Source organism: Desulfosarcina alkanivorans, from assembly GCF_009688945.1.
GTDB lineage: Bacteria > Desulfobacterota > Desulfobacteria > Desulfobacterales > Desulfosarcinaceae > Desulfosarcina > Desulfosarcina alkanivorans.
Window position 1 is genome coordinate 3,136,440 of sequence record NZ_AP021874.1, and the last position, 12,153, is coordinate 3,148,592.

The 12,153-nt window shown below is 60.3% G+C and carries 10 protein-coding genes; 3 read left to right on the forward strand and 7 right to left on the reverse strand.

The features are described from left to right. Positions 1-11: 11 nt before the first annotated feature. A complete protein-coding gene (locus DSCA_RS13845; protein WP_155316986.1) occupies positions 12-674 on the reverse strand; it encodes a TetR/AcrR family transcriptional regulator in 663 nt (220 codons plus the stop codon). Between the two features lie 274 nt (positions 675-948). Between DSCA_RS13845 and DSCA_RS13850 the strand changes: the two genes are divergently transcribed. The 3 genes from DSCA_RS13850 (at position 949) to DSCA_RS13860 (ending at position 5,609) form a co-directional block, all read left to right on the forward strand. Further along, positions 949-2,169, forward strand: coding sequence for an alanine racemase (locus DSCA_RS13850; protein ID WP_155316987.1), 1,221 nt, complete (start codon positions 949-951; stop codon positions 2,167-2,169). 87 nt (positions 2,170-2,256) lie between these two features. Beyond that, positions 2,257-3,669, forward strand: a complete 1,413-nt coding sequence (locus tag DSCA_RS13855) for a GMC family oxidoreductase N-terminal domain-containing protein (protein WP_197904791.1) — start codon at positions 2,257-2,259, stop codon at positions 3,667-3,669. After that, on the forward strand, positions 3,666-5,609 hold the full coding sequence (locus tag DSCA_RS13860; protein WP_197904792.1) for an aldehyde dehydrogenase family protein: 1,944 nt from the start codon (positions 3,666-3,668) through the stop codon (positions 5,607-5,609). The genes DSCA_RS13855 and DSCA_RS13860 overlap by 4 nt, the downstream gene beginning before the upstream one ends. A gap of 64 nt (positions 5,610-5,673) precedes the next feature. On the opposite strand, the gene nqrF is transcribed toward DSCA_RS13860, so the two are convergent. From nqrF to DSCA_RS13890, 6 genes are all read right to left on the reverse strand, one after another. Continuing rightward, positions 5,674-6,900, reverse strand: coding sequence for an NADH:ubiquinone reductase (Na(+)-transporting) subunit F (nqrF, locus tag DSCA_RS13865; RefSeq protein ID WP_155316988.1), 1,227 nt, complete (start codon positions 6,898-6,900; stop codon positions 5,674-5,676). A gap of 160 nt (positions 6,901-7,060) precedes the next feature. Then, positions 7,061-7,669 (reverse strand): NADH:ubiquinone reductase (Na(+)-transporting) subunit E, encoded by a 609-nt coding sequence (nqrE, locus tag DSCA_RS13870; protein WP_155316989.1) that lies wholly within the window; start codon positions 7,667-7,669, stop codon positions 7,061-7,063. 111 nt (positions 7,670-7,780) lie between these two features. Beyond that, the gene (locus tag DSCA_RS13875; protein WP_155316990.1) at positions 7,781-8,398 is read right to left on the reverse strand and encodes an NADH:ubiquinone reductase (Na(+)-transporting) subunit D; all 618 of its coding nucleotides are present in this window, start codon (positions 8,396-8,398) and stop codon (positions 7,781-7,783) included. Positions 8,399-8,492: 94 nt separating this feature from the next. Beyond that, a complete protein-coding gene (locus tag DSCA_RS13880) occupies positions 8,493-9,203 on the reverse strand; it encodes an FMN-binding protein (RefSeq protein WP_155316991.1) in 711 nt (236 codons plus the stop codon). After that, positions 9,196-10,389 carry an NADH:ubiquinone reductase (Na(+)-transporting) subunit B gene (locus tag DSCA_RS13885; protein WP_155316992.1) on the reverse strand — a complete coding sequence of 398 codons (1,194 nt, stop codon included), beginning with the start codon at positions 10,387-10,389 and terminating at the stop codon, positions 9,196-9,198. The genes DSCA_RS13880 and DSCA_RS13885 overlap by 8 nt, the downstream gene beginning before the upstream one ends. A gap of 219 nt (positions 10,390-10,608) precedes the next feature. Further along, entirely contained in the window at positions 10,609-11,952 is a 1,344-nt protein-coding gene (locus DSCA_RS13890; RefSeq protein WP_155316993.1) for a 4Fe-4S dicluster domain-containing protein, read from the reverse strand. Positions 11,953-12,153 lie beyond the last annotated feature (201 nt).

The window sequence follows — 12,153 nt, forward strand, 5'->3', positions numbered from 1 at the left end:
GCCGGCATGCCTCATGCCGGCCGGTTCTGTGCCAGCAGCCCCGCCTTGATAAAGCCCATCACGCCACGGACAATTTTTTCGTCATCCACCAATGCGTCGGCACCGATGAATATTTTCATCCGTTCTTTGAAGTATTCGGACGTGTAGGAATACTGAAGCATGAGGATCAGATTGTCGATGCACAGCGCAGCCACGCGCGGGTCCAGTCGGTTGTCGATCTCTCCGTTGGCCATTGCATGCCGGATCAACGCGTCGTAAAACCGGGCCGAAATGCTTTCCATTCTGCCGGACAGCTTCCGGGACAGGTGGGACAACCCCTCGGAGGTCAAATCCAGGTATATCTGGTGCAGTTGCGGGTAATCCCGAGCGTATCGCTGGGCCGCGCGCACCATTTTCTCAATCTTCAGGAAAATGCCGCCCGGCGCCCGCTCGATGTCGTCCAGCACCCCTTCCAGCAGGCTGTGGGCCCGCTCGATGATCGTCAGAAAGAGATCCTCCTTGGAGGCGAAATATTTATACATGGCCCCGATGCTGATACCGGCCTTTTTGGCAATCACGTTGATGTTGGCGCCGGGAAATCCGTTGGCGGCGAATTCAGCCACCGCCGCATCCAGAATCCGTTGCTGTTTTTCTTCGGGAATCCGAGTAAATGTGTCTTTGTGATATTTTTGCATAAGTTGCCGGCCGCGCTATCCGCCACTCCGTTGTATACGGGAAGGCGGTTTCGGACGAACCGCCTCCAGATAGAGAATGATTACTCACTCACTGCCTTGAAGTCAAGTCGGGATCAGCCTTCCAGAGGATGCTTGTCCTTTACTTTTCCCTTGACAATCGATTGAAAACCGATCAGTTTAACAGTGGTGAGTGAGTATTCACTTTCCATGATCAAGCCTTGGTATCCCCACCTGTCTGAAATTGATGGCCAGCCACTTGGCAGGAGTGTGAACCATGCCCGAAAAATCCGCCCGGGACTACCACTACTATCGCGACATCATCAAGGGCCGGCGCCTGCCCCTGGCATTCGTGGACCTTGACCGCTTTGACGCCAACGTCGCCTATGTGGCCGGCACCCAGAAACGAAGCGGCAAAACGATCCGGGTGGCCTCCAAGTCGATCCGCTGCCCGGATCTGATTGGTCGGGTGTTCGATAAAGGCGGCCCCGCCTTCAGGGGGATCCTGGCCTTTACCGTCGAGGAGGCGGCGCTCCTGGCGGCCCGGGGGTTCGACGATATTATCGTGGCCTACCCCACCGTCCAGCGATCGGACATGGACCTGATCGCAAGCGTCGCCGCCGGAGGGCCCCGCATCGCCCTGGTGGTCGATTCCCTTGCCCAGCTGCAGTGTCTGGCGCAGGCCGGGCGGCAATCCGGGCAGGTGCTGGAGGCCTGCCTGGAGATCGACATGTCATACCGCCCCATGGGCCGATCCATTCACCTGGGCGTTCGCCGAAGCCCCCTGAGGGAGGCCGATCAGGCCGTCAGGCTGGCCCGCCGGGCGACCGATCTCGAGGGCGTGCGGATTACGGCCGTCATGGGCTATGAGGCGCAGATCGCCTCGGTCAACGACAGCGTCCCCGGCCAGGGGCTGAAAAACGCTGTCCTCCGCATGGTAAAGCAGCGTTCCATGACGGAGTTGATGAAGCGGCGGCAGGCCGTCATTCAGGCCCTTGAGGAGGCAGGATGCACCATCAACATCGTAAACGGCGGCGGCAGCGGCAGCCTGAAGGCCACGGCCATGGACAGCGCCGTCACTGAAGTTACCGCCGGATCGGCATTTTTCGCCCCCGGGCTGTTCCGGCATTTCCACGAGGTCACCTTCCAGCCGTCGGCATTTTTCGCCCTTCAGGTGGTGCGCCGGCCGGCCCCCCGCTTGATCACCTGCCTGGGCGGCGGCTATGTGGCATCCGGTGAGGTCGGCCCGAACAAGCTGCCCCGGCCGATGCTGCCCCCGGGGCTGGCCTATATCGGCATGGAAGGGGCCGGCGAAGTACAGACGCCCCTGAAACTGCCCGCCGGTGCCCACGCCCCCGACATCGGCGACCCGGTCTTCTTCCAGCACGCCAAAGCCGGCGAACTGTGCGAACGGTTCAACCACCTGCTGCTGGTCAAGGACGGCGGTATTGTGGACCGGGTGGACACCTACCGGGGAATGGGCCATGCATTTCTTTGATCGGCCAGGTTAGAGCAATGGAAGGCCGCCCCTTGGCCACTGAATCCTCGACCCCTTGAACCCTTTATTCATTCCAGGAGGACCATCGTGACCCCTCACCGACCCACGCGCCATGACTATATCATTGTCGGCGCCGGCATTTCGGGACCTTTCATCGCCCACGAACTGTGCCGGGCCGGCGCCGATTGCCTGATGATCGAAGCGGGCAGGCACTACAGCCGCCGCACCTATCCACGCAATGACCTGGACGGTACGGCCCAGCTCTACTGGTCGGGCGGCCTGGAGCTGGGCACCGACGCCCGGCTGGTCTTCCTGCGCCCCAAGGTGGTCGGCGGCGGGTCGGTGGTCAACCAGGCCCTGGTGGACCGTTTCGATGCGGAGGCCTTTGACAGCTGGCGCCGGGATTCCGGCGTGGATTTCTTCAATGAGGACGCCATGGCACCCTGGTATGACGCAGCCGAGGCGGAAATCGCCATCCAGACCATCCCCGGCGAATACCGCAACCGCAACGCGGATGTTTTTGAGCAGGGTTTCCAGCGCCTGGGCTACCAGCTGGCCCCCCTTCGGCGGGCGCAGAAGGATTGCCATTACGAGCAGGGCAACTGCTGCATCGAATGTCTCAACGGCTGCCGCATCGGCAGCAAGCAGAGCACCCCGGAAACGGTTCTCAAAAAAGCCCTGGAACGGGGACTCGAGCTGCGGGCGGAGACCGAAGCCGTTAAGATTGATGCCTCCACAAAGGACGTTTGGGTCACCTGCCGGACAGCGGACGGCGGCACCGCCACCTACCGGGGGCGCAACCTGGTCCTGGCCTCCGGGGCGATCGGCAACGCCCGCTTGCTGCTGAATTCAGGCTTCGGCAAAGGGCTGCCCGCCGTCGGCCGCAACTTTTTCTGCCACCCCCAGTACATGAATTTCGGCGTATACGACCAGCCGGTCCGGTCCCACCTGGGTGCCTTTCAGGCCTTCAAGTCAGACGATGCGGGCTTCAGAAAAAACGGTTTCAAGCTGGAGAACGTCTACGCCGGTCCCGCGGCCATCGCACTGCTGCTCAGCGGATTCGGCCGGCAGCATCAGCGGGCCATGGAACGCCTGTCCCATTTCGCCTGCATCGAGGTGTGCACCCGGGACACCCATCCCGGACGCATCAAGGTCAACCGCCGGGGCAAGGTCATCATCGTCAAGGAACAGAACCGGGAGGACCTGGAGCGCTACCGCAGGGGGCTTGCGGTGATCGATGAGATTTTCCAGACCACCGGGGCAAAGGAAATGATCCACGGCAAAATGGGCATCGGCCTGCACCTGATGGGCGGATGCGGGATGGGAACCGATCCGGCGCGTTCGGTGGTGAATCCCGGATTTCGACTCCACGGCCATAAACACATCTACTGCGCCGACTCCAGCATGTTCCCCAACGCCCCGGGCATCAACCCCTCACTGACCATCATGGCCCTTTCCAAAAAGGCGGCCGCACAACTGATAAAGGATGGCAACCAATGAAGATATCAAAATATTTCAGCCGGAATCAGCTTCTTGGACTGAGCCGGGCCGGCGATGTGATGGTTCCCGGAACGGATGTCTCGCCCTCCTTTTCGCAAACCGGCTGCATCGACCATGTGGACCGCATGGCGGCGTACCTGACCGCCGAAGACCTCGGCGGGCTGCGCATGCTCCTGGCCGTGTTCCGGTATGCGCCCGGGTGGATGATCCGTCTGCTGATGACCACCTGCGCCAACAATGACCGCTTCCCCGGTTTTCTGGGCAGCACCTTGAGGACCATCGAGGTCGGCATCAAGGGAATGGTCATGAGCCTTTACTACTCCAACCTGACCGGCGAGGCTTACGAGGGCGACAAGGTCTTCGACATTATCGGCTGGGATGCCAAGCTGGTAATGTCCCATGAGGATGCGCCGCCGGAATCCAAACATCCCGATATCGCCTACGACCACCCTGATCGGTCGGACGTCTCGGGAATCGTTGACCGGGCCCGGAAGGCCCAGCCTGATATTCTCTCCTGGGGGGTCAAAAAGCGGCTTGAATTCATCACCCGGCTGAAGGCGGTCATCATCGACCGGCAGACGGAGATCCTGGACCGCATCCAGGCGGATGCCTGCAAATCACGCACCGATGCCCTGACCGCTGAAATTTTCGGCACCCTGGACCATCTGGACTATCTGGAAAAAAATGCCGTCAAGATGCTCGCGGACCGCAAGGTGCCCACCCCGTTCGCCCTGATGGGCAAAAAATCGAAAATCTACTTCGAGCCCATGGGCACCACGCTGATCATCTCCCCCTGGAACTATCCCTTCTACCAGGCCATCGTTCCCATCACCCTCTCTTTCGTGGTCGGCAACGCCGTCATCTATAAACCCTCCAGCGCCACGCCCCTGAAGGGACTGGTGGAGGACCTGCTCGCTGAAGCCGGTTTCGATCCCGCGTGGGTCCAGGTGGTATACGGTCCCGGGAGGGAACTGGGCCGCCTGCTCATCGACCGGCGTCCGGACAAGATCTTTTTCATCGGCAGCCAGCGTGCCGGACGCCAGATCATGGCGCAGGCGGCAGAGCACCTGATTCCGGTGGAATTGGAAATGGGCGGCAAGGACCCCATGATCGTCTTCGAAGACGCCGACCTCGAGCGTGCCGCGGCCGGTGCCGTCTGGGGCGCCTTCACCAATACCGGGCAGTCCTGCACCTCCGTCGAAAAACTCTACGTCCAGGACAGCATCTACGATCAATTCAAAGCCATTTTGGTGGGTGAGACCCAAAAACTCACCCAGGGCACGGACAGTGACGGCGGATCGGACATCGGCCCCATGACCACGCAGGCCCAGGTAGAAGTGATCGCCGAGCAGATCGACGACGCACGGAAAAATGGGGCGACACTGCTTACCGGCGGAAGTTGGGACGGCGCCTCGCCGGCCATCCCGCCGATCGTTGTGGAAGGCAGCACCGAAGACATGCTGATCAACCGGGAGGAAACCTTCGGCCCGGTGCTGCCCATCTTTGCCTTTCACCACGAAGCCGACGTCATCCGGCGGGCCAACGGCGACGAATTCGGCCTGTCGGCCAGCGTCTGGTCGGCCGATCTGCAGCGCGCCGACCGGGTTGCCCGGGCCATCGTGACGGGCAATGTCTCCATCAACAATGTCATGCTCACCGAAGGCAACCACGCCCTGCCCTTCGGCGGTGCCAAGAAGAGCGGCATCGGGCGATACAAAGGAGAATTCGGGTTCTACTGCTTCGCCAACATCAAATCGGTCCTGGTGGACAAGAACAGTGGCAAGATGGAGGCCAACTGGTTTCCCTACACCCGGCGCAAATTCCAGCTGTTCACCGAGCTGACCACCCATATCTACACGCCAGGCATCTGGTCCTTCATAAAGGCTGCCGTCAGCGGCCTCAAGCTGGAGGGGTATGTCAAGAAGCAGGGGAAAAAGTAGCTTGGCAGGGCATTGACCGTCGATTTCATCTGCAATGACGGGATCTTTCGGTAATGCCGGTAAATCAGGAAAATTTGTCGTAGGCGATCATCTCCGGCTCCACCCCCAGGCTGTCGAGCATGTCCTCCACGGCCTGGACCATCATGGGCGGCCCGCACAGGTAGTATTCGATCTCCGTGGGATCCTTGTGTTTGACCAGGTAAGTGTCGTGAAGTTGCTGGTGGATGTAGCCGGTCATCCCCTCCCAGTTGTCCTCGGGCATGGGGTTGGACAGGGCCACGTGGTAGGAGAAGTTGGAAAATTTTTCGGCCAGCCCCTTGAATTCATCATCGAAAAAAAGTTCCAGTTTGGAGCGGGCCCCGTACCAGAAAGAGAGGGTTCGATCGGTGTTCAGCCGCAGCAGCTGGTCCAGAATCTGGCTGCGCAGGGGGGCCATACCGGCACCGCCGCCCACAAAGCACATCTCCCGGTCGTTTGGCTTGACGGCAAACTCGCCGAAGGGACCGCTCAGGGTCACTTTGTCGCCGGGTTTGAGGCTGAAAATATAGGTGGAGCCGGTCCCCGGCGGCAGGTTCATGGCTCCCGGCGGGGGTGTGGCGATGCGGATGGTGAAGCGCAGCCGGGTGGCTTCCAGGGGCGGGTTGGCCAGTGAGTAAGCCCGGAACACCGGCGCCAGGTTTTTGCCCCGCAGCCCCCACAGATTGAACCGGTCCCAGTCGGGCCGGTAGCGCTCGGCCACCCGGATCCGGAAATGCTCAAAGGGAATCTCGTATTCCGGGATGTCGATCTGGATATAGGCGCCGGCCGTGAAGTTCAGCTGTTCATTGTCGTCCAGTTCCAGGACCAGATCCTTGATGAAGGTGGCCACGTTCTCGTTGGAAACCACGGTGGCCGTGTATTTTTTTACGGATAAGATTTCATCGGGAATGCGTATTTTCAGGTCTTCCTTGACCTTCATCTGGCAGGCCAGGCGGATGTTGTCCTTTCTCTCCTTGCGTGACAGGTGGGCCAGTTCGGTGGGCAGCGGCCCCCGGGACCCCTCTTCCACCTTGCACTTGCACATCCCGCAGGCGCCCCCGCCGCCGCAGCCGGAGGGAATGAAAATGCCGTTGTCCGACAGGGCGGACAACAGCGTCCGTCCCGACGGTGCGTCGATACTCTTGTCCTCGTCCGCATTGATGACCACCCGGTTGCTGCCCTTCTGGACCACCCTGCCCTCGACAAAAAGCAGCAGCCCCACGAGAATAAGAATCACTGCCAGAAAAACAGCGGTTGCGGTAAGATAGATCAACGGTCTCTCCTTCTTTCAGCGCCTGTTCGAAAATCTTGCGTCTGCTTCGGCAACATGGCGGAAAGGGAGTCATAAGCGGCGCACACGCGAAGCATGCGAGCATTTTGAGCCCTTTTCCAACGCCGTTGGCAAGGCCCGGACAGGGTTGTCGGGCAGACGCTCATAGGGTGATTCCTGAAAAAAGCATGAACCCCATGGCCATCAGTCCGGTGACGATCATGATGATTCCGAAGCCTTCCAACCCCCGGGGCACGTCGGCATAGCGCAATTTGATGCGGATGGCGGCCATGGAGACGATGGCCATCAGCCAGCCCACACCGGAACCGAAACCGAAGACCACCGTTTCAATGAACGTGTAGTCGCGCTCGACCATGAACAGCGACGCCCCCAGAATGGCGCAGTTGACCGCAATCAGCGGCAGGAACACCCCCAGGGCCATGTACAGCGCCGGAGAATAGCGGTCGATCACCATCTCCACCATCTGGACGAGGGCGGCGATGACGGCGATAAAGGTGATGAACTTCAAAAAACTCAGGTCGACGGACGCCAGGCCGGCCCACCTCAGCGCCCCGGGAGACAGCAGGTACTGGAACACCAGCCAGTTCACCGGTGCGGTGATGGAGAGAACGAACACCACGGCAAAACCCAGCCCGATGGCCGTGTCCATGTTTTTGGATACCGCCACGAAGGAGCACATCCCCAGGAAGTAGGAGAGCAGGATGTTGCCCACGAACACCGAATTGAGAAACAGGCCGATCAGGTTTTCCATATCCGTCATTCCCCGGCCGCAAACGGCCGTTCATCATTTCATTTATTGAAATTTTAGATTTGGTGATTGTGATTTATTTGCCTGACCTCACCATTCCATCCAACCATCAACCTAACTTTTTATTACACTCTTCTGCAGCCAGACAAGCAGGCCGATGATGATGAACGCCGCCGGTGCCAGCTGCATGAATCCCATGTTCATGTAGCCGTGGTCGTATAGCACCTGGGGAACGACCGGAAACCCGAAGAGTTTGCCGGCCCCCAGCAGTTCGCGGATAAAGGCCACAGACACCAGCACCAGTCCATAACCGGCGCCGTTGCCCAGTCCGTCCGCAAACGACTGCAGCGGCGGATTGCCCAGGGCGTATGTTTCCGCCCGCCCCATGACGATGCAGTTGGTGATGATCAGCCCGACGAAAACAGAGAGCTGCTTGCTGATGTCGTAAAAATAGGCCCGCAGCACCTCATCGGCCAGGATCACCAGCGAGGCGATCACGGACAATTCCACGATCATGCGCACGTTCCTGGGGATCACGTTGCGCATGGCCGAAATGGTAAAGCTCGAAAAAGCCGTGACAAAGGTCATGGCCAGGGCCATGACGAGGGCGGTGTTCAGCTGCACCGTAACGGCCAGGGCCGAACAGATGCCCAGGCTCTGGATAAACACCGGGTTGTTCTTGACCACCGGTTCGGAAAAGGCCTTGAAAGTCGGCGATTGGGTTATTTTCATGCTGACGGGTCCACCTTTTGACAAGAAGTGCGCCTTGCGGGATCAGGCGCGTTGAAAACAGTAAACCGATATAAACCGCGGGTATGCCTTGCGGTCAGCCGTCCGACGGCAGGGCGACCGGCCCGGCCCGAAATTGTTCGGCCAGCGGCTCGTAGTCCAGCAGGACATCCTTCAGGCCGCCGGTGAGGAATTTGCCGGTGAGCGTGGCACCGGAAATGCCGTCCACAAAGTTGACCTGACGGTCCTCGGCAACCGCATCGGCCACCTTCCCCTTGGCGATGCCCACGGCGGAAAACCGGCCGGACGCATCCACGATCTTTTTTCCCACGAAGTTTTGCTGGAACCAGGGTTTTTCGATTTCACCGCCCAGGCCCGGCGTCTCGTTGTGGCTGTAGACGGAAAATCCGGCCACGGTCTCGCCGTCGTTTTCGATGGCCATGTATCCGCGAATGGTGCCCCACAGGCCGCGGGAATCGACCGGAAGGATGTAGGCGGCCGGCTCGCTGTCCTTGACGTAGAAACAGACCGGCAGCGCATCAGCATCCGCCTGGCCCGCGACGATCCGTCCGGTGCCGTCCACGGCGTAGCAGCGGATATTGTTCCGGTAGGACTGTTCGATCTGCGCCGCGGTCGAGGGGCCAACGGGATCGACCAGCCCTACGGACATCAGAATATTTTTCTGCCGGTCCAGGGCCACGTTGCGCATTTTGCGCTCCTTGAGGCCGGTGGCGGCGCCGGTGAGCAGCAGGCTGCAGACCAGGGCAACCAGGGCGGAGAAACCGATGGATTTCAACTGATCAGACATTGGGCACCCTTTTTCTCAGCCGCGCCTTGATGACGAAATGATCCATCAGCGGTGCAAAAAGATTCATGAACAAGATGGCCAGCATCACCCCTTCCGGATAGGCCGGGTTGAACACCCGGATGGCCACGGTCAGCGCACCGATGGCAAATCCATACAGCCACCGGGAGAGGTTCATGCCCGGGCCCGAGACCGGATCAGTGGCCATATAGACAATGCCGAAAGCAAAGCTGCCCATGACCAGGTGCCAGGCCGGATGCACGGAAAACATGCGGGCCGCCTCACCACCGGAGGAAAGGTTGATCAGATATCCCGGATAGGCCACCGCCAGCACCCCGAGGATGCCGCCGACCATGATGCGGTAATTGCCCACCCCGGTCACCACCAGGAATCCGGCGCCGAGCAGGCACATGAGGGCCGAGGTCTCGCAGGCACTGCCGGGAAGGTTGCCGATAAAAAGCCGCCCGAAGGTGTATCCGGCGTCATTCAGGATGCGGGAGGCCGCCTCTCCGGAAGCGGCCAGGGGCAAAAGGGCCAGCGGGGTGGCCGCCGTTACGGCATCCACCGCCTGCCGGCCGGTCTGTTCAACCAGGGTCCAGACCCGGTCGCCGGACATGTTGGCCGGATAGGCGAAAAAGAGAAAGGCCCGCGCGGTCAGCGCCGGATTGAGAATATTCCTGCCCGTGCCCCCAAAAATTTCCTTGCCGATCACCACGCCGAAGGAGATCCCCACGGCCACCTGCCACAAGGGGGTGGTGGGCGGCAGGGTCATGGGAAACAGCAGGCCGGTGACCAGGAAGCCCTCGCTGATAGTGTGCCCCCGAACCGAAGCGAACAGAAGTTCCCAGAACAGGCCCACGGCGTAGGAGACCATGAGCATGGGCAGCACCACCCACGCCCCCCGCACCATCGCCGGCACCAGGCCCACATCCAGCCCCGAAGCCAGCCCGGTCTGGTAGCCGGTGTTGTACATGCCATAAAAAAAGGGCGGCATCAGCGAAATGATAACAAAGGTCATGAACCGCTTCAGGTCCAGGCTGTCCCGCACATGGGCGTCGGCCGTGGTGGTCAGTGCAGGGGCGAAGGCGACCGTTTCGATGGCATCGAACAGGGGGTGCAGCTTTTCCAGTCGCCCGCCGGATTCAAAGTGCGGCCGGGTGGTGTTGAACAGGCGTTTAAGGGCTTTCATGTTTTAGTGTCTACCTATAAAGACAAGTTGGATTCTTGTAAAAACAACAGGGCATGGATTCAATACGAAGGCCAAATGTCAAAGCGCAAATGCCAATAGAAGGATATGCGGGCCGATTTCATTGAAAACAGGCAGTATTCCTTCATTTGACATTTAGCATTTGGCCTTTGACATTCATGTGCAGATGTATTGTTTTCCCTCAACCCGCAGTCTCGGCAATCAGGCGATCTCCTTATAGTATTGGGCTTTTGCCTTCCGGAACACCTCGCGCAGCTCAATCTTGGACGGGCAGGCATAGGTACACAAACCGCATTCGGCACAATCCAGCAGGCCATGGGCGAGGGCCTCTTCCACCTCGTCGGCCACCAGGCACTTCATGGTGAACTGGGGCAGAATGTCCACCGGGCAGATCCGGGCACAGGTGCCGCAGTTGACGCAGGCCCGCACCTCCCCGTGCTGGCCGCAGTCCATGGGAAAAGGCCTGCGGCGGAAGGCGGACAGGAAGGCCGTGGAGTAACTGGGTTTGCTGAAGCCCGGACGGATGAAACCGAAAGGCTCTTCCCGGTCTCCGTCATCGACCAGATTCAGGGCATTCTGGTAAAACCCCATGAAACTGTCGACACCGCCGGTAAGGCCGGTAAACACCCCGCCCACGATATACCGGGCATCCGGCACCCCGAGAGCACCCCCACCGCCCAGCAGCCGCAGCGGCACACCGGCACGGGTCGAGACATGTCCACCGGCGGGCGCCAGGCTCCCGCCCACCGACATGATCCGCTGAACGGGATAGCGGCCGGTCCTCAAAAATTCACCGAGCAGGATCACGTCCTGGCCGTCGATAAACCAGGAGCGATTCTGCTGCGCACCGGTTTTGGTCCGGTACAGTTGAACACCGGGGTTCCCGGACGGATAGCAACCGGAAAAACGCCGGACAGCCGTCTGGTCGGGCAGGACCGCCAGGACCGCCTCGTCACCGGTATGGTTGACGATCACCTGGTCGCACAATCGGGTGAGCAGTTCGAGTCCCGAGCCGAAGCATTCTTCCCTGCCCTGGAGGTAAACGGCCGGGTCGGGTGCAAACGGCTCGTCGTCGCCCAGGCGAACCAGGATAGCCGGCGGCGGCGTGTCCTGGTCGGCCAGATCCATGAAGGGCAGGACTCTGAAAAACGGCCACATCCCGCCGGCAAGCAGGATGCCCACCAGTGCCTCCCGCGAAACGGCGCTCAACTTATCGGCTCCGGGCACTTCGAAAGAGGCCATGGGTTCATCGCTGTCCAGGGCGATAATGATCTGCCGGATGACCCGCCGGGGGCCGAATACGATGCGGGTCACCTGGCCGCCGCCGGGCGAGAGAAACCGGACGCGGGTATTGCGCTTGTCCTCGAAAAGAGGGGAGCCAATGGCTACCGAATCCCCCTCCTGGACCAGAAGCCGGGGCTTGATGAAGGGGATCTGTTCGGGGACCATGCCCACATGTCGCGGGGCATCCAGCAGGCGAAGCTGTCGGCTGGGAGCACCGGCAATCGATGGTGAAAATCCCTTTTTCAGGTGTATGGCATTCATCCGTCAACCTTGGTAGTGGCACACTAGGGTGCGAAATTGAAAACGTAGTCCGGTCTGACCGGTCGTTGCGACAAAACAGGTGCAGGATCGGATTTTGGCCTGCCGGCGGCATGCATAAGGTCAACGCAACATTCATGCCGTGGGGAAAGGCATGATAAAATGGACCATCGATGAACTGCGCCCGGCCGTGTCAGCCAGAAT

What these genes read in the sequence shown, in the direction of transcription:
- DSCA_RS13875 (WP_155316990.1), bottom strand. Translation starts at nt 8,398, where the DNA reads ATGAAAATAACCCAATCGCCGACTTTCAAGGCCTTTTCCGAACCGGTG.
- DSCA_RS13880 (WP_155316991.1), bottom strand. Translation starts at nt 9,203, where the DNA reads ATGTCTGATCAGTTGAAATCCATCGGTTTCTCCGCCCTGGTTGCCCTG.
- DSCA_RS13850 (WP_155316987.1), top strand. Translation starts at nt 949, where the DNA reads ATGCCCGAAAAATCCGCCCGGGACTACCACTACTATCGCGACATCATC.
- DSCA_RS13860 (WP_197904792.1), top strand. Translation starts at nt 3,666, where the DNA reads ATGAAGATATCAAAATATTTCAGCCGGAATCAGCTTCTTGGACTGAGC.
- nqrE (WP_155316989.1), bottom strand. Translation starts at nt 7,669, where the DNA reads ATGGAAAACCTGATCGGCCTGTTTCTCAATTCGGTGTTCGTGGGCAAC.
- DSCA_RS13885 (WP_155316992.1), bottom strand. Translation starts at nt 10,389, where the DNA reads ATGAAAGCCCTTAAACGCCTGTTCAACACCACCCGGCCGCACTTTGAA.
- DSCA_RS13890 (WP_155316993.1), bottom strand. Translation starts at nt 11,952, where the DNA reads ATGAATGCCATACACCTGAAAAAGGGATTTTCACCATCGATTGCCGGT.
- DSCA_RS13845 (WP_155316986.1), bottom strand. Translation starts at nt 674, where the DNA reads ATGCAAAAATATCACAAAGACACATTTACTCGGATTCCCGAAGAAAAA.